The organism is Shewanella sp. GJ50-10, assembly GCF_055808815.1.
In genome coordinates this window covers 4209516-4227278 of record NZ_JBVVSS010000001.1, presented here as the reverse complement: position 1 = coordinate 4227278, position 17763 = coordinate 4209516, and the positions used below count along the sequence as shown (strand labels likewise).

The following is a 17763-nucleotide window of genomic DNA, read 5'->3' as shown; positions in this document are numbered from 1 at the left end:
TCACAATAGAGAGTGAATTGGGAGTGATGACCCAATGATGTAAAAAAACCTCGCTTCGGTGAGGTTTTTTTATGGTTGCGATTTAGTGTTGTGGCTTCAAAGGCAAAGCAAGAAGGCACAATTATTCCAAGCAGAAAGACTTGTGTAGATTGTCATAAAGGTGTTGCTCACCCTTACCCTAAAAAGTAAGTCGACACTCACAATAGAGAGTGAATCGGGAGTGATGACCCGAAGATGTAAGAAAACCTCGCACTAGCGAGGTTTTTTTATGGCTGGAATTTAGCTTTGGTTTAGCTTTCAAAAAGCAAGAAGGCACAATTATCCAAGCAGAAAGACTTGTGTAGATTGTCATAAAGGTGTTGCTCACCCTTACCCTAAAAAGTAAGTCGACACTCACAATAGAGAGTGATGACCCAATGATGTAAAAAAACCTCGCACTAGCGAGGTTTTTTATGGTTGTGGTTTGTCCTTGCTTGATAGCTAGTTTTGCATATAAGCATGATTATGAAGATGGTACTCGTCCGTTAATGCAGCTGGTAAAAAGCATTTTGTGGATATAAAAAAGCCCCACAAATGTGAGGCGAGTTGTGTCGAATCGAATGACTTGATTGCGGTATTAGGCTTTACCGTCTTCCGGTTTAGGTAAGTCGATAACTTTCTGACGATACTCAAGCAAGCCGAATACCCCTGTGAAATAGACTTTAATGAAATCTACAAACTTGAGTTTTAGTAGCGTGCTGAACATAGTGTGGAAAATTAGCAATTGGAAAAAGTGCATAAAGGCGGTAATTAACAATAAAATGTTGAGTACAACACTGACATTACCTTCAAACGGCATGAACAGATTGTAAAACATCACCAACCACGTCAGCAGGGTAAAGCTTTTACCTGCCAGAATAAAAAATTTCATTGTTAGCCTTTAATCGATTTGATATTGGAATAAACGGTAGGTGACTTGTCCTGCCGATTTTTGTTTAAGTTCAACCCAACTGCTGGGCACTTCTAGATGAGCTAAGTCGGATTCCGTTTCGACATAAATTTGTGCATTTTCATTCAGCCATTGTTTTTCATCTAACAAGGCGATGGTCTTGTTAGCGAGATCCTTGCGAAAGGGAGGATCAACAAAGACGATATCAAAGCCGCTATCTGGATTACCTTTGGCAAGTAACGCCAAGCTATCACCATTGATGACATCAGCGGTTTCACATTTTAATGTTTGTAAGTTTTGTTGTAGCTGCTTAGCTGCACTGGTTTGCAGTTCAAAAATACGTGCATAATTAGCATAACGTGATAAAGCCTCTAAGCTAAGCGCACCACTACCTGCAAAACAGTCTAATACTCTTGCCCCGCTAATATCGCCAGATAACCAATTGAATAAGGTTTCGCGCACGCGATCAGTTGTTGGACGAAGACCTTCAAGATCATGAATAGGAAGTTTTCGTGAGCGCCATTGCCCTGAAATAATCCTGACTTGGCCGCTAGCGGACTTATTTTTGGACATTTTGCCCTCGTGATTTTGCCTGAACAAAGAAAGTGGTAGACTATGCAACCAATTAGAATACTCGATATTTTATACCAAACTGATGCGTAAAGGTGAGCAATCCTTATGACATTATAAGTAATAGGTTATCGAGAGTATTTTTCCGAATTTTTTAGCTCAATAAGCACTGGTAGTAGACATGGCAAAGAAAGGTTTTTTTTCGTGGTTTCGTAAAGACAAAACCAAAGAACAAGAGAAAGTTACAACCGATAACGCACAAGAGCAAATTGATACCAGTAACACTGAGCAAACTGAAGCTGAGCTTGTTGCAGCGCAGCAATTAGCTGATACCAAAGCTGCTGAACAAGAAGCTGCAGAGCAAGAAACAGCACGTTTAGAAGTTGAAAAGCTCGAAATAGAACGTTTAGAAGATGAGAGAGTCGCAGCTGAGCGACTTGCTTCGGATCAAGAAGCTGCAGATCAAGCCGCGTTAGCACAAGCTGCTGAAGATAAAGCTATAGCTATAGCAGAGAAAGCTGAGGCTGAGCGTTTAGAAGCAGCACGTCTAGAAGCAGAAAAGCTCGAAGTAGAACGCTTAGAAGCTGAAAGAGTTGCAGCTGAGCGACTTGCTTCAGAACAAAAAGCTGCAGAGCAAGCGGCGTTAGAACTTGCTGCCCAAGAAAAAGCCGCAGCCGAAAAGGCTGAAGCGGAGCGTGTTGCTGCTGAACAAAAAGCAGCAGAACAAGCCGCTTTAGAACAGGCAGCTCAAGAAAAAGCGGAAGCCGATAGGTTAGCTGAGCAACAACGTGTGGCAGAGCAAACACGTCTTGCTGAAGAACAGTTGGCACTAGAACAGTTAGAGCAAGAAAAATTAGAAAGAGAACAGCTAGAAAAAGAGCAAGCTGAAGAAGCTCAACGTCTTGAAGATGAATCCGCTCAAGCCGCTGAATCAACAGAAGTGGTTGCAGAGCCTCAAGCTAAACCTGTAAAAGAAGGTCTTTTTGCCCGCCTTAAACGTGGCCTTAAGCGCACCAGTGAAAACATTGGTAGTGGCTTTATGGGGATTTTCAGCGGCAAGAAAATCGATGACGATTTATTTGAAGAGCTAGAAGAGCAGCTATTAATTGCTGATGTTGGCGTTGAAACCACGACGCGCTTGATTGATAGCTTAACCGACAGTGCATCACGTAAGCAGCTTAAAGATGCCGAAGCGCTTTATGATTTAATGCGCGATGAAATGCAGACCATTCTCGACCCCGTTGCTATTCCTTTAGTGCCTGAAAATAACGACGGCCCATTTGTTATTTTAATGGTTGGTGTTAACGGTGTTGGTAAAACGACGACCATTGGTAAATTAGCAAAACAGTATCAAAAACAAGGCAAATCTGTCATGTTAGCTGCGGGTGATACCTTCCGTGCAGCCGCAGTTGAGCAATTACAAGTTTGGGGGCAGCGCAATGAAATCCCTGTTGTTGCTCAGCATACTGGTGCTGACAGTGCATCAGTATTGTTTGATGCACTTCAAGCGGCTAAAGCGCGTAATGTTGACGTATTAATTGCTGATACAGCAGGGCGTTTGCAAAACAAAGGTCACTTGATGGAAGAGCTTAAGAAAGTGGTTCGCGTCATGAAGAAACTTGACCCAGATGCACCGCACGAAGTCATGCTAACCCTTGATGCAAGCACGGGGCAAAATGCCATTAGCCAAGCGCAGTTATTCCAAGAAGCGGTAGGCGTTACAGGTATCACGATTAGTAAGTTAGATGGCACGGCAAAAGGCGGGGTCATTTTCGCCATTGCAGATAAGTTTAATATCCCTATTCGCCACATTGGTGTGGGTGAGCAGATTGATGACTTACGTACCTTTAATTCAAACGATTTTATCGAAGCATTATTTAGTCAGGATAAGGCAGAATAGTCACATATGATCCATTTTGAGCAAGTCAGTAAGATATATCCGGGTGGCCAAAAAGCACTATCTGAAGTGAACTTTCATCTTCAACAAGGTGAAATGGCCTTTTTAACCGGACACTCTGGCGCAGGTAAAAGTACCTTGCTCAAATTGATCACCGTGATTGAGCGTGCCAGTGCAGGTAAGGTCTCTATTAACGGTCATGACACTGCCAAGCTTGGTAAGAAACATGTGCCGTACCTACGTCGTAATATTGGAATGATTTTTCAAAACCATCACCTATTAATGGATAAGAGCGTGTTCGATAACGTGGCATTACCATTAGTGATTGAAGGCTTTTCCCACGGCGAAATCCGTAAACGTGTGGCTGGCGCATTAGATATGGTCGGCCTCTACGGTAAAGAACGTCATTTACCGGTGATGTTATCTGGCGGTGAACAACAACGTGTAGGTATTGCTCGCGCGATTGTGAATAAGCCTCCTTTGCTACTAGCCGATGAGCCAACAGGTAACTTAGACCCTAAGTTATCGATGGATATCCTACGTTTATTTGAAACCTTCCATGATGCAGGGACGAGCGTCCTAATCGCGACCCATGATTTGGGTTTAATTGCACGAATGAAGTACCGCACCTTAACTTTACGCCAGGGCAAAATGCTTGGTGGTGATGAAATCTATTCAGCTGAAACGCAGGGGCAGATTTAATGACTAAAAAAGTTAAGATCACGGCCAGCAAACTGCCTTTTACTGGACGCTTGGTGATGTTTTTTGTGCGTCATATTCAACAAGCTATGGCGAGTATTGGCGAGTTATGGCGTAACCCTGTGTCATCCATTATGACCATGGCGGTACTTGGGGTGAGCTTAAGCTTACCTGCTGCACTACAAGTGTTGGTTAAGAATGCCGAAAATATCACTCAGTCTTGGAATAACGCCGCTGAGATTTCATTATTTATTAATGAAGGTCGTAGTGAACAATCGATACAAAGCCTGATTTCGCGGATCAATGTCTATTCTGAAGTCGATGTGGTGGATTATATCAATCGCGATCAAGCACTCGAAGAGTTCCAGCGTCTTTCAGGTTTCGGTGAAGCGTTATCTTATTTAGACAGTAATCCACTGCCTGCAGTTGTGGTGGTTACACCGTTGGCTCGTCACTCAAGCCCAGAAGGTGCCAGAAAGCTACTGGATAAACTTGAGCGAGAGCCTGAAGTGAGTTTTGGCCGTTTAGATATTGAATGGTTAGAGCGTCTACAAGCCATGGTGAGATTAATTGAACGCACTGTGCTGGCTATTGCCGCCTTATTAGTCTTGGCTGTGGTATTGGTAATAGGTAACACGATTCGATTAGCGATTATGAATCGCCGCACCGAAATCGAAGTGATGAAGTTAGTGGGTGCAACTGAGGCCTTTATTCAAAGGCCCTTCTTATATACCGGTATTTGGTATGGAGTGATAGGCGGCGTGCTCGCATGGATCATCATTAACCTTTTAGTCTGGTATCTTGATTCTGCTTTAGCTGAACTGTTGGGCTTATATGGCAGCCAACTACAAATTCAAGCTTTGAGTCTTGCTGAGTTAGCTAAGTTAGTTTTACTGGCTTCTTTCTTAGGTTGGTTAGGCTCATATTTGTCGGTTAGACAGCATTTACGTGCGATTGAACCATCTTAATATTACTGTCGTACAAAGTGAGTAAAATACGCTGGTAAGATTATTTTGGACTAAAAATGAACATTTGTTCACTTGCAATTGCTTTGATTTCAGCAGAGTATAATCCAGCGCTCGTTTTGTGCGCAGCCTTGTGTTGAACCACTGTTGACATATGTTGTCCGATAATAGATAGTTCACCACTTGACTTAAAATATTTAAGTTACATAAGTGTTAAAAACGCAGTAAATAGTAGGAGCTTTAATGGCCTTTCAATCGCAATCTATGTCACTCACTGTCCCTAGAGGAAGTAGCAGCTTAGAAGCTTATATGCAATCAGTCACAGGCATCGAGATGCTTGGGGCTGAAGAAGAGCATGAGCTAGCCAAGCGCTTGCAAGAGACTGGCGACCTACAAGCTGCAAAGAAATTGATTATGTCTCACCTGCGCTTTGTTGTGCATGTGGCGAAAGGTTATTCTGGATATGGTTTGCCACAAGCAGATCTTATCCAAGAAGGTAACATCGGCTTGATGAAAGCGGTAAAACGTTTTGATCCTGGTGTTGGCGTACGCTTAGTGTCTTTTGCTGTGCATTGGATTAAAGCTGAAATTCATGAATACGTGCTTAAAAACTGGCGTATCGTGAAAGTCGCAACCACTAAAGCGCAACGTAAATTATTCTTCAATATTCGTAAAACTAAAAAGCGTTTAGGCTGGTTTAGCGATGAAGAAGTCGGCATGGTTGCAGAGAATCTAGGGGTGTCTAAAAAAGACGTCACCGAAATGGAGTCGCGTATGGCGGCGCAGGATCCTGCATTTGATTTAGCCAGCGACAATGACGATGACAGCAGTGTTGATTTTGCACCGGTTCATTATTTAGAAGATCATTCATCTGATGTGGCTGTTGAAGTCGAAAACGAAAACTGGGAATCTGATTCTCAAGCACGTTTATTCTCAGCAATTAAAACATTAGACGAGCGCAGTCAGCACATTTTACGTGCCCGCTGGTTAGATGATGATAAAACCACTTTGCAAGAATTAGCATCAACTTACCAAGTGTCTGCTGAGCGTATCAGACAGCTTGAAAAGAATGCGATGAACAAGCTTAAGTCTTGTATGGAAATCTAGTTTCCTTCCGTTTCAATGAAACGACATCACTAAAACCTGCTACGGCAGGTTTTTTTATGGCTAAAATTTATGTTCAAGCGGGATAGATGGTTGGTTTTAGCGGTGTAGTTGCATTGGCTGTTCCAATGAAAGCTTACTCGAATTAAAAGCTTGTTTAAGTCGAAATATCCTAAACAGCTTGCTTTGTAACTGCTGCAATGATCGCTTTGCGAGGGACTTTAAGGCTGGTAGTGACCACATCATTTGGCCAAGGGTAATAATGACGAGGTCGTTTAAAGCGAGCAATCTGATTCAGCACATGCTGCTCTAATGAATCACGCATTGCAGGTGATAATGTTTGCTCTGGCTGAGTAAACTGAATAATCGCCGCAGGTAATAAACTAAATTTGGCATCTGGCTGCGCAAATACAATGGCATTGTCGATTTGAGGATGAGATTTGAGTGCCGCTTCAATTTCTTCTGGATGGATGTTTTCGCCACCACAAATAAACATATTATCAGCGCGGCCAAGCAGTTTTAGGTTACCATCGTTATCAAGCTCGCCTAAATCTTGGGTGTTAAACCAGCCCTGTTCATCCGTTGGCTTTAATAGTGGTTTTGATAGCGATAGTGGCTTATGTGATTCTGAGCTTTCGCCGTTTGAGTCACTGTTTAAATCATTGGTTAAATAGCCCAAAAATAAGCATTTACCTTTCACCCAAATCGTACCATCTCGAATTTCTAGCTGCCTATTGGTTAATGGCTTGCCTAAATGCCCTTGAGGGTTAATCAAAGCTGTAGTGATTTGCGAACTCATCTCAGACATGCCATAACTGCAATAAGCATTAATATGCCTGTCAGCGAGCGCTGAGACTAAATGAGGTTCAATGGCTCCGCCACCTAACAGCAGTGCTTCGACTTTATCTAAGGCTTGCGGATGTTGGATTAGAATTTGGCTTAACTGCGCGGCCACTAACGACACATGGCTGATTTCAGCCGTTATTATTTGTTGCCATAAAGCTTGTTCAGTACTTAACACCACACAGGCACCAGCAAGGGTGCAGCGATTCACTATGGCCAAGCCGCCAATATGAAATAACGGTAGGGATAATAACCAGCTGTTATTTTCTTTAAGTACAATGTTTTCAGCAGATCCAACAGCGCTTGCAATGTGATTGGCTAGGCAATGCACCACGCCTTTAGGTGCGCCGCTAGAACCTGAAGTGAGAATGATATTAAGGGGATGATGCTCATCAATATTTGGCGTGTTGATAGGCTTGATACTTAAATTGTTGTCATTCAACTCAATAATAATGGGTTGTGCTAATTCACTGCTGCTGTCCGTGGACTCTACAGATTCAGACCAATAAAAGTCGACCTTAAAGCGCTGACATAACTGAGTAATTTGTACCGCTGGGAAACGTGGGGATATTGGTAAAAAGATTGCCCCTAAATCCACGCAGGCCCAATAGAGGCAGATCATTTCTAGGTTATTACGGCTGATACAAGCAATGCGGCTATTTCGGCCTACGCCTTGGGTATGCAGTGATTCAACCAGATTGGTGACGATGATACTCAGCTGCGCATAACTGATTGCCCCATTTTGATTCAGACCAATGTTATTAGCACCACTTTCAGTAAGCTTTATCGCTATTGCATTGGGTGCATTAAGGGCTGTTTGGTGCAGTGGAGAAATCATCACAAAACCTTGTTAATCGGGTTGAGTATCGTGCTTATTGGTCACAAGTATAGCGATGAATAAGCTGGATCACCTTTGAGTTTACTTGATTGTTTTCGAGGATTAATGGCGCGGTAAAGCTTGCTAAAGTATCGAGCCCTGGGATTTCATCAGGGGTTAAAATCGCCGCAAGCGTCGCTAAATCATTAATACCTAAATTGGCTTCTAAGCTAGAGCTTAAAATACCGCGAACGCCATACTCTTTTGCGGTTTCAATCAATTGAGTCAACTTGTCGATGCTACCAATAATCATCGGCTTAATGATGAGCGCGGCTAAACCATCAAGCATGGTAAATTGGTAGTTGGCATCGTTTAAGGTTTCGTCCAGCGCAAAAGGAATGTTGAGTGCTTGATAAACCAGTTGGCTCTCTTTTAGAGTTTTACACGGCTCTTCAATATATTCGATGCTGGCTTTAGGCAAACAAGCCAGAAACTCAATGGCTTGCTCAGCGCTAAAACCTTGATTGGCATCAAGGCGTAATTTGAGTTTCGGGTTTATCGATAGTATCTGATGGATAAACTGAATTTCTTGCTCAATGCTAGCTTGGGCCACTTTAACTTTTATCGCATAAGTGCGTTTAGGTAGTGCTTGTACTTTTGTGGTCAGTTCATCGTCTGTCATAGTTGGCTGATAATAAAATAAACTTACTTTTCGGTCGTCAACATGAGCATATTGAAACGAAGGTGCAAACTTAAGCGCGAGTAAACTGAGCCCGAACGCTGCTGAAGGTAAGCTGATTTTATTGGCCACTAAGTTGAGTTCTGTTAGCGGTTTACCAATTAGCCTTGGTAGTTGTTGCTCTAATTCATTAATAACCTGCTCAAGTGTCTCTAAGCTAAAACCTGTTAATGGTTTAGCGTCGATATCGAGTCCTGACAGTGGGCTAATTTCCACTCTATTACTTACACCTGAATCTAATTTAGCACTGAGCATGAGGCCAAAACGTTGATCGATTCGCTGAGTTGCCACTGGTAATGTTGGCGACAGGGCGATGTTATAACGATGCAGTGTAAGCTCACTGATGACGGCAACTTGGGTCTGTTTAGTATTTGAAGAATCTATACTAGCTCGTAAATTATCGCCTAGATTAGATTCAATCCCGCCAGAGGAATGGTCATCAGTGTGCATGAAGCGTACATCCTTTTAAATCAGGTACTGACAGCTAAATGTTTGCCAGAATTTAAGGGTAAAGCAGCTGAATTATTCTTGCTGCAAACATCTGTGGTTGAGCTTTATGGGTGTTATGGCCGCAGTTAGGAATAGAAATAACCGATAAATCGATTTTTTGCTGCCACTTTTCCGCCAGCTTTGAAAACTTATTATCTTGCTCGCCCACCAAGAAGTATGTCGGGCAGTGTAATTGTTTCAGTACTTTTTGGCCATTATCTTGTAAGCCGAGTGAGGTACTTTGAAAACAATGTAACAAGGCTTGGGGGTTATTTTTACTGCGAATACTGATGAGTTGCTCACGTGCATCAGTCTCTAAATCTGCGAATACTGGTTGTTTATACCACTCGGATAAAAACATACTTATTGGCATGTTGTTAAGCTTGTCCGCCCATTTTTGATCGTGCTTGAGGCGCGCTTGTTTATCGCGAGTTGAACATAAACCTAAATGCGCCGATTCCAGCATTAAACTTAATAATGCTTGAGGGTGATATTTGGCAATGTGTAGGGCAACTCGGCCACCTAGTGAGTACCCCAACAGATGAAATTGCGGGTAGCCTAGATTAATCACTTTTTCGGTGATGGTATTGGCTAGTGCTTCAAATCCCGGTGTTGGCAGTAGTTGCTCGTTTTCGCCATGGCCGGGTAAATCGATACAAATACAATGAAAATACTGGCTTAAAACCGGCAAGCTTGCCTGCCAATCTTCTTTAGAACCTAAAAAACCATGTAATAAAACCAGTGCAGGTAAAGCGGTGTCACCGTAACGTTTAATGGTTGGCATTAGTGTTGTTTCACCCATTGTGCAATGAGCTTTATTTGATCGCTTGCCTGATTTGGGCTGACATTCACTTCAATTACTGAAGTACCTGCATAAGCCATTGCATCAGCATAAGCTTCATTAAAGCTCGTTAAACAGTCCACTTGGTTATACGGCAAGCCAAACATGGCAGCTGCATAGCCAAACTCCAGTCCGTGACTCAAGCGGTAATATTCATCTCTTACTGCTTCATTAGGCACAGGTAATAAATTGAAAATATTGCCGCCATCATTATTTAAAATAACAATCACTAATGGACTGTTAATATGCTTAGTGATGGCTAACGAATTAAGGTCATGCAAGCTTGATATATCACCAATAAGTAAGGTGCTTGGCTGTTTGGCCGCCAGTGCCATACCACTGGCTGTGGCGATTAGGCCGTCGATGCCTGAAGCGCCGCGATTGGTATAGATATTTGGCGTATCGCAGGTAATTGGCGAGTACATATCGTATAAACGAACAGGCAAACTATTACCGATAAACCATTGATGATTCGACGTTTGAACTTTGGCTATTTGGCGCACTACTTGAGGCTCGCCAAAACTGCTTTGATCTATGTGTTGAGTAAGCAAAGCTTCCAGCTGTTGGTTCATTTCAATTAATGGCAAAGCCCAATGTGCCGAAGACGAACGAGGCCATGATGCACTGCATATTGATGCAACACTGGCCTGCCAAATGCGCTTTGATTGATGATTAGGGTCGAGGCGTTGTTGCGTTGGCAGCACTTGCCAGTAACTGTGCCATTGCTGCTGGGCAATAAAGCTAATCAACCTTTTCGAGATAAAACGCCCACCAAAGACTAATACTCTGTCGGCTTGTTCAACAAATTTAGCTGCTTTTGGGTTTAGCATTAATTGGTCAATATGACCGATAACACTTGGGTGTTGTCTTAATTGTGACTGAGCGTCAACCACAATTGGCCAGCCAAGCTTCTGCGCTAATTCAATAATCTGTTGTGGTTTATCTTGTGGCGATAAGGTGCCGACAACAATGATCCCTTTGCCATGGGCAAAACGCATCATGGTGTCTTCACTAGGGATATTACAAGCTGAGACTTGGCCGTAATCAGTATAAGGGTAACTATGGGTTAACCAGTCAGCTATTGGATTGACGTAACCTGATAAAGCAGATTTAGCCAGTTGCGCTAAAGTTTCTAATTCTGTTGGGTATAAGGGTTCACGATACATGCAGTTAAAATGTACCGGCTGAGTTTGATTGGCGACGACTTCATCAATGGTTGTTAGCAAAGTATTGGGGCTAATGGCCAAGTCAGGTGTCGGCAGATTTACTTGCTTAGCATAGTCGGCGAAAATTGCCGGCTGAATAATAGCTTGGTTTGCGCCGCAACCAATAAGTTCAGGGGGTCTGTCACCGCTTAATACAATTAACGGAACTTGGGTCAGCCAAGCTTCGACGATCGCAGGATAAAGATTTGCAACTGCGGTTCCTGAAGTAGTGACAATGGCAACGGGACTATTGCTAGCCTTTGCTAATCCCAAGGCCATAAAGCCTAGCCCACGTTCATCAAAGTGCAGATGACGTTCAAGTTTATCCTGAGCTGCTGCAGCTAAGGTGAGCGGGGTTGAGCGTGAACCTGGCGCCATACAAACGTGTTTTACGCCAAGACGGGCAAGCTCTTCAAGGATTAACGCACCCCAAAGTAAATTGATGTCAGAAGTTGGCTGTGTTTGCATAATCTTAAATACCCAATTGTAAATTGATGTTGAAACTGAATCGTATAAACCACGTAGAGTAGGCTCAAATAGAGCTGGAAACTACACCTTATCTTAGCCGTATTTCAGTATATATATGGCTATTTTCATTATAATTAATTCGAAAATGTGCGTTACGCTTGATTGTTAATCCATTCGCTCATGACCACGTGGGTTTTAATTTTGATGATGTCTGCTTGGGCATCAATAAATTCGCGAATTTCGTGGAGTCGTTTCATCGAAGCTGCATTAACGTAAACCAGTAAATCCATTTCACCGGTAATGCCTTGGCAGGTTATCACCTCAGGAATAGCATGAAATACATGTACGACATCGGCACAACTTGCTCGCTCATGTTGAATTTCAAAGTAGGCTGATACACCTTCTTTTTGCGACTCACTTAATAGTACTTGGTAGCCACGAATTATCCCTGACTGCTCCAGCTTTTTAATCCGTTCGGTCACGGCGCTACGTGATAAGCTGACTGTATCAGCGATGTGAGAAATACTTTGGCGAGCGTTAGCTCTTAACGCATTAATAATGAGTTGATCAAATTTATCCATGCTACTTCCTCATAGTTTGTTAAGGCTCATTGCTGATTACTGAAGGTTATGCCTAAATTTAGATAGATAAACAATCTATACAGCACGCAGTCTATTTACTTATTATCATCATGCGGCCAGCATATAGTCGGTAATGTTTGTTAATGCCGTCATATTGTCGGTTTTATAGGTGAACTTGCGGGTTATTAACGGCAGTTTGTTTAGTAAAATCAATTTATAATTCTTTCAAACTTCACCATAGAATAAGCCAATGAATCAAATTACAGGAACGATAGGGCGCTGGCAAGGTGCTGGGTTGATGGCCACCACTTTGCTCGGTACAGGAGTATTTATATTACCGCAAATGACCATTGCAGTGGCCAATAGTGGTGCTTTATTGGCATGGGTTATTCTCACCGTCGCCATTTTGCCTGTGGCTGTGGTGTTTGGTTTATTAGCTAGCCGTTTCCCCCATGCGGCAGGGCCTGCGTTTTTCATTGAGAAAGCATTTGGCACTACAGCAGGGAGAACCATTGGGTTAATTTTCTTGTTTGTGATTCCTATTGGAGCCCCAGCGGCCATTTTAATGACCTTCCAGTTTATGGATGCTTTGGTATCTATTACGGGCTGGGGGCAACTGGCTGCTGAACTTGCCATTGTGGTGGTGCTTTTGCTGCTAAATTACCGCGGTATTCAGGTTTCTGCCAAGCTGCAGTTTGCGCTGACTTTAGCGATTGTCGCTGTAGTTGCGGTGTTGTTTGGCGCCAGTGGTACCAATGTTAGTGAAGTTGAAACTTTAACGAGCATGGCAACGCCTGAAGTTTCTACCGTGATGCTGGCAATGGGGATTGGCTTTTGGAGCTTTTTAGGGATCGAAGCCATGACACACTTGGCGAATGATTTTAAAAATCCTAAAAAAGACATGTTGCCTGCAATGATGATTGGCACAGTACTGGTGGGGATCATTTATCTTATTTGTACTTTACTGCTGCTAATGGTGCCAAGTGATAAACAAGGCTTAGCGATGATCCATGCCTTTGATGCTTTATTGGGTAGCTTTGTATGGCAAGGCATGGGCGCACAAGTCATTGGTATTTTAGGTATCGCCAGCGGTATTGCTACCGTTAATGTGTATTGCGCCAGTGCAGCCCGTTTGCTGTGGAGCTTTAGTAAAGAAGGTGTGTTGCCAAGTTACTTTAGCAAGCTTAATCAATTCGGCGTGCCTTTACGCGCCTTAATAACCATTTTAGTCACCATGGTAGTGGTGATTACGTTTACTTTTGTCACTGAACAAAAGCTAGAGGATTTGATTGCATGGAGTAATGGCGTATTTGTGATTATCTACTTATTGACCATGCTATCGGCGGCTAAATTACTCAGTAAACGCTTTTTACCTTTAGTAGTGGGGGGCTGTCTTTTTTGTATCGGAGTCGGTATCGCGCTGGCTGAAAACATGCTGTATTCGTTTATTCTGGTGTTGGTGGTAGCGCCATTTATGTATTGGCAAAAGCAGCATCAGTTACGAAAACAGATCGTTTAACGAAAACGTTTGCCAAATAAAAACAGCGCTACTTTCGATTAAAGTGGCGCTGCAGTTAATACCGTTATGGAGTGACTCAGAAGATAAACTAACGTTGCTCCATGGCAATATTACGCATTTGAATAACCTCACTGTGTTTTAAATACAGTAAATCTGCGGTACGGCGAATGATTTGATCTTCATTTCGGCATAACTTGCCATCCGAGTAGGCCAACTTCCACATACATAGTAGTAATTTTTGCTTTTGCTCAATAGAGCACTGAGCATTAATTTCAGCGGTAAACTCAAACAATGAAATAGAGTTGCCTTGAACTAACTTAGCCTCGTCAATTAATGCATTGGCTTCTGCTGCACTGATATTTAAGTTGCCACTTATCATACTTGGTAACATCGCCACTTCCTGCTCGTCTAAGGTTTCATCGGCATACATGACTTCAAGCAGTAAACTCACCGCCGCAAGTTTCAGCTGCTGTGCTTGATCTTCTGGGGTGGTTGCTTGGGCGTGCGACTGTAAAAACTGTTTTAATTTCGCGATCATAATGCCTCCTAAACGACTGCAAATTTGCTGCAGCAATAGCGAGTGTTGAAAATGTAGATTAGATTAAGCTTAACAGAGACAATAATGCCGAGCGAATGGCTCGGCATTAAATAAAATTAATCCTCAATCTGCGCTAGGTTTACAGCAGTGAGTTTACGCCTTTCATTAACAAATCAACGGTACCTTCGCTGCCGTTAGTTTCTAAATATGATTTAGCGATATCTACCATTGGTGCAACGTATTCTTTTTTAATGCCTAACTCTTCAAACGCATCATATACCATGGCTGCACCTTCAAAAGATGTACCTAAATCGCCTGCTTGAGACAATAAACCTGACATGCCATCGTCAGCGGATAGGGCTGGAACAGCCGATAAAAGTGCGTCAGCACCAGGAATGCTATTTGATAATTGACTGAAATCAGAGTCACCTAAGTTAGACTGGGCAAGGCTTAGCAATGTTCCTAAACCACCTTCTGCTTGATCTTTACTGAGTCCAAGCTGTGACATCACGTTACCGACCAAATCAGCAGATTGGACATCAGTAGCAGTTTCTACCTTTTCTACTGTCTTTTCTTCTGAGCCAAAAATACTGTCCAACCAACCCGCTTGCGCTGGTGAAGTAACTGCAAAAATTGTAATTAAAAGACTGACTGCTGGGGTTAATTTCATCGTGGCCATCCTGTGGTTCATCTGGAATGTTTAAAGGTTAGTTTTCCTTATCCTGTGACCATTTTAACGTTATTCACAAAAATGTGACAAATGATTTCATTAACTTTACGCTCTCTTGATATCAATTGTGCAAAAACGCAGTTTTTTCGGTATCCTTAGCAGCATATTTGTCTATTTAGATTATTGGAAATCCCATGTCATTGTCTGCAATTTTGGCTGAAGCATATAATTTCTTTCGTAACCATATCGCTCAGCTTGCCTCATTAACTGTGCCATTACTGATCATTCAAGTGATGATCCAGATATGGTTAGGTAGTGAATTGGCGGCTCAAAGTGAAGTTGAAATACCACAGTTTGGTGCCATTCATGGTGCCGCAATGATGGTGCTGTTATTAATATTTTCATTGCTTATCGCAGCACTAACCTTATATCTGGAAGTGCGTTCACGTGGCCATGAAGTTACCCCGGGTATGGTACTGAAAAACAGCTTTACCTTTGTACCGCCATTACTACTTGCTGGTGTATTCTCTGGCTTAGCGATTTTAGCGCCAGTGATGCTATTTGCAGTATTTGGCCCGTTTTGGGTGATTGGTTTAAGTATCAGCTTTTACTTGTTTGCTCGTCTTGCATACGTCAACTTTATGGTGATTGTAGAACGTGTAACACCATTAGAAGCGATTAAAAGTAGCTTTAAGTTTTCATCACCAATCGTGCTGAAAACCATGATGATTTTAATGCTGTATCTGCCACTTTCATTAGTGGGTGGAATCGTTTTACAGTTAACTGAATTTGGTGGATTCCCGTTACGAGTGATTATTGATACCTTGTTCGCATTTTTAGGACTTTTCGTTAACGTAGCGCTATTCAGATTGTATATGGTTAACCGTAATACTGATGATAAAGAATCAGAGACCACTGAAATCTAAGTGAAAAGCGAATAACAGCAGAGGAGTAACCGCCAGTGTTAAATGATATTGAGTTTATTGGCGGCTTCTCAGCTGAAATAGTGGATGATTACACCAAAGCGAAAAGTTATGTCAGGGATATTCCAACCCAAGCTTTGGTGTTTGTCCGCAGCTTTACCCATCAAGTGACTTCATTACTGGCAGAAAAGCAGTCAGTCAAATTTAATAGCCCCAATCTATATGATCGCATCGAGCAGTTAAATCGCATGCGTTTAATTGATGTACCTACGACTAGAGCATTGCATCGACTGCGTAGTGACGGTAACCGTGGCGCACATCCTGAAAAATACCATTTAACTCAAGAGCAATTAGTCTCGTTGGCTGAAAAGACCATCAAGAATATCTTGTCGTTAATTACGCTGCTTTACCCTAAAGTCCATCGTAAAAAAGCGCCTGAATATCAATTTGAAGCTTTTGACTCGTTTGTTGGTCGTGAACTGTGCTATCAAGCCGTTATGCATAACGATCATCAAGCGCAGTATTTAGTGGGTATGTCGCTTAAGTCAAAAGCATTAATGCAGCAAGAACAAGAGCAATCTCTTGATCAAGAAGCAGCTGAGCATGCTGAATCAGTCAGTACCTTCAAACAAGCAGCTAATTGGTTTGAATTGGCATCAGATAAGCACCAACAAGCTTTGTTTGAGCATGGGGTTGCATTACTTCATGGATACAACGGTAGTAAAAATGCTGTAGCAGGCGAGCTTGCTATTGAACGCGCCGCTAAAGAAGGTGTGGTTGAAGCCAAAGCGTTATTGGGATTCTTCTATTTAGTTGGCAGTGAAAACTTCAGTGTTGATTTAACCGTAGCAGCAACATGGCTTGAAAAAGCGGCATTAGCTGAAAATACCGAAGCCATGTCTAACCTTGGCGTACTGTATTATCAGCAGCAACAGTTAGACAAAGCTTTTGAGTGGATCAATAAAGCTGCCCAAGCGGGCTACCCACATGCTCAATACCATTTAGCGTTAATGCTGTTTAACGGTGAAGGCTGTGAAGCCAACGCTAATACCAGTGAACATTGGTTAGCCGAAGCGGCGGAGCAAGGGCAACTAGATGCCATGTTTACCCGCGCGCAGCATATGCTTAACGATGATTCGGGTCTAGGTGCAGATGTGTGTCTAGCAGAGAGTTATTTACGTGATGTGATTAACTACGGCCGCAGTGTGCCTGCAATGATAGAGCTCAGTGTAGCGCTGGCAGATGGCGTGTTTAAGCGCATTGATGTGGTGGAGTCAGCGTCACTGCTTAAGCTTGCAAAACAATATGCAAATGATGAACAAGCCGAGATTATCGAACCGATTTGGCAATCGCTTCAAATTCAAATTGATAATGTGATCGCGCTTAAACCTAGTGATGAAGAGCTTAAATCTTTGATTCATGCACAAGGGATCTTGGCTTAATTTTATCTTTGGGTAGTTAAGTTTAGATGTCTGGATTACCTTTTTAATTAATTTCTTCTACATAAAACAGATCAAGGTCGTGGCGCTTCGCCCACACCAGACGAAAGGGAAACAACAGCTTTTCCCTTTTCGATATCCCTAGCCGTTCCGGCGAAATTTATAAAGCAAAATTTCCAACGGAAGTTTATCTAGCCTGAAAACACATTTGAGTGTTCTTGCCCATCTACGAAAATCGCTATCGCTTCCGATGGGGCGTCCCTTCCCCTCGAAAGCTAGCTGGCCATCCATGGCCAGACTCACGCGATTTTCTTGATAAGCTCAATATCTATGAATACTTAGGCTTAATTAAGAAAGCGATAACTTATTGATAATAATAACTTAGTTTACCTAGGGGTAAGAGTTGAACTTGCAGGTTAAATGTTCTCCGTTTGAAGTGTCCGAGAGCGTTAAGTTTATTTTCGTGAGCTCGGCATGGATGCCGAGATAGCCTTAGATTGAGCCATGGAAGGCGAATCTGAGGCGTTA

General features: G+C 42.6%; 17 protein-coding genes and 1 pseudogene. 9 read left to right on the top strand and 9 right to left on the bottom strand.

Features of this window, described 5'->3' with window-relative positions:
* Window positions 1-90 precede the first annotated feature (90 nt).
* Both AC0L4E_RS17845 and AC0L4E_RS17840 read left to right on the top strand, forming a co-directional pair.
* The gene (locus AC0L4E_RS17845) at window positions 91-189 is read left to right on the top strand and encodes a NapC/NirT family cytochrome c (protein WP_473681742.1); all 99 of its coding nucleotides are present in this window, start codon (window positions 91-93) and stop codon (window positions 187-189) included.
* A 124-nt stretch (window positions 190-313) separates the two neighbouring features.
* Window positions 314-385 (top strand): annotated as a pseudogene (locus AC0L4E_RS17840) (NapC/NirT family cytochrome c); the annotation flags it as partial.
* Window positions 386-616: 231 nt separating this feature from the next.
* Here the strand turns inward: AC0L4E_RS17840 and AC0L4E_RS17835 are convergent.
* Together AC0L4E_RS17835 and rsmD are read right to left on the bottom strand one after the other, a co-directional pair.
* Window positions 617-910 (bottom strand): DUF1145 domain-containing protein, encoded by a 294-nt coding sequence (locus AC0L4E_RS17835; RefSeq protein ID WP_473680681.1) that lies wholly within the window; start codon window positions 908-910, stop codon window positions 617-619.
* A 9-nt stretch (window positions 911-919) separates the two neighbouring features.
* Window positions 920-1501, bottom strand: a complete 582-nt coding sequence (gene rsmD / locus AC0L4E_RS17830; RefSeq protein ID WP_473680679.1) for a 16S rRNA (guanine(966)-N(2))-methyltransferase RsmD — start codon at window positions 1499-1501, stop codon at window positions 920-922.
* Between the two features lie 178 nt (window positions 1502-1679).
* On the opposite strand from rsmD, the gene ftsY reads away from it, so the two are divergent.
* From ftsY to rpoH, 4 genes are all read left to right on the top strand, one after another.
* On the top strand, window positions 1680-3398 hold the full coding sequence (gene ftsY / locus AC0L4E_RS17825) for a signal recognition particle-docking protein FtsY (RefSeq protein WP_473680677.1): 1719 nt from the start codon (window positions 1680-1682) through the stop codon (window positions 3396-3398).
* A gap of 6 nt (window positions 3399-3404) precedes the next feature.
* Complete coding sequence (ftsE, locus tag AC0L4E_RS17820; protein WP_473680675.1) at window positions 3405-4097, top strand: cell division ATP-binding protein FtsE; 693 nt, start codon at window positions 3405-3407, stop codon at window positions 4095-4097.
* Complete coding sequence (gene ftsX / locus AC0L4E_RS17815) at window positions 4097-5062, top strand: permease-like cell division protein FtsX (RefSeq protein WP_473680673.1); 966 nt, start codon at window positions 4097-4099, stop codon at window positions 5060-5062. Before ftsE ends, ftsX begins: the two co-directional genes overlap by 1 nt.
* A 240-nt stretch (window positions 5063-5302) precedes the next feature.
* Entirely contained in the window at window positions 5303-6166 is an 864-nt protein-coding gene (gene rpoH / locus AC0L4E_RS17810; RefSeq protein ID WP_220753268.1) for an RNA polymerase sigma factor RpoH, read from the top strand.
* A gap of 169 nt (window positions 6167-6335) precedes the next feature.
* Here the strand turns inward: rpoH and AC0L4E_RS17805 are convergent, their stop codons facing one another.
* From AC0L4E_RS17805 to AC0L4E_RS17785, 5 genes are all read right to left on the bottom strand, one after another.
* Window positions 6336-7844, bottom strand: coding sequence for an AMP-binding protein (locus AC0L4E_RS17805; protein WP_473680671.1), 1509 nt, complete (start codon window positions 7842-7844; stop codon window positions 6336-6338).
* 34 nt (window positions 7845-7878) lie between these two features.
* The gene (menC, locus tag AC0L4E_RS17800; protein ID WP_473680669.1) at window positions 7879-9012 is read right to left on the bottom strand and encodes an o-succinylbenzoate synthase; all 1134 of its coding nucleotides are present in this window, start codon (window positions 9010-9012) and stop codon (window positions 7879-7881) included.
* Window positions 9013-9064: 52 nt separating this feature from the next.
* Window positions 9065-9835, bottom strand: a complete 771-nt coding sequence (gene menH / locus AC0L4E_RS17795) for a 2-succinyl-6-hydroxy-2,4-cyclohexadiene-1-carboxylate synthase (protein WP_473680667.1) — start codon at window positions 9833-9835, stop codon at window positions 9065-9067.
* The gene (menD, locus tag AC0L4E_RS17790) at window positions 9835-11565 is read right to left on the bottom strand and encodes a 2-succinyl-5-enolpyruvyl-6-hydroxy-3-cyclohexene-1-carboxylic-acid synthase (RefSeq protein ID WP_473680665.1); all 1731 of its coding nucleotides are present in this window, start codon (window positions 11563-11565) and stop codon (window positions 9835-9837) included. Before menD ends, menH begins: the two co-directional genes overlap by 1 nt.
* Window positions 11566-11717: 152 nt before the next feature.
* Entirely contained in the window at window positions 11718-12146 is a 429-nt protein-coding gene (locus tag AC0L4E_RS17785; protein ID WP_473680663.1) for an Lrp/AsnC family transcriptional regulator, read from the bottom strand.
* 250 nt (window positions 12147-12396) lie between these two features.
* Between AC0L4E_RS17785 and yjeH the strand changes: the two genes are divergently transcribed.
* Window positions 12397-13665, top strand: a complete 1269-nt coding sequence (gene yjeH, locus AC0L4E_RS17780) for an L-methionine/branched-chain amino acid transporter (RefSeq protein WP_473680661.1) — start codon at window positions 12397-12399, stop codon at window positions 13663-13665.
* An 88-nt stretch (window positions 13666-13753) separates the two neighbouring features.
* Here yjeH and AC0L4E_RS17775 read toward each other — a convergent pair whose 3' ends face one another.
* Together AC0L4E_RS17775 and AC0L4E_RS17770 are read right to left on the bottom strand one after the other, a co-directional pair.
* Entirely contained in the window at window positions 13754-14203 is a 450-nt protein-coding gene (locus tag AC0L4E_RS17775; protein ID WP_473680659.1) for a tellurite resistance TerB family protein, read from the bottom strand.
* Between the two features lie 139 nt (window positions 14204-14342).
* Entirely contained in the window at window positions 14343-14873 is a 531-nt protein-coding gene (locus AC0L4E_RS17770) for a DUF2780 domain-containing protein (protein WP_473680657.1), read from the bottom strand.
* 194 nt (window positions 14874-15067) lie between these two features.
* On the opposite strand from AC0L4E_RS17770, the gene AC0L4E_RS17765 reads away from it, so the two are divergent.
* A complete protein-coding gene (locus AC0L4E_RS17765) occupies window positions 15068-15799 on the top strand; it encodes a hypothetical protein (RefSeq protein WP_473680655.1) in 732 nt (243 codons plus the stop codon).
* Between the two features lie 35 nt (window positions 15800-15834).
* The gene (locus AC0L4E_RS17760; RefSeq protein ID WP_473680653.1) at window positions 15835-17238 is read left to right on the top strand and encodes a tetratricopeptide repeat protein; all 1404 of its coding nucleotides are present in this window, start codon (window positions 15835-15837) and stop codon (window positions 17236-17238) included.
* The last annotated feature ends 525 nt before the right edge of the window (window positions 17239-17763 follow it).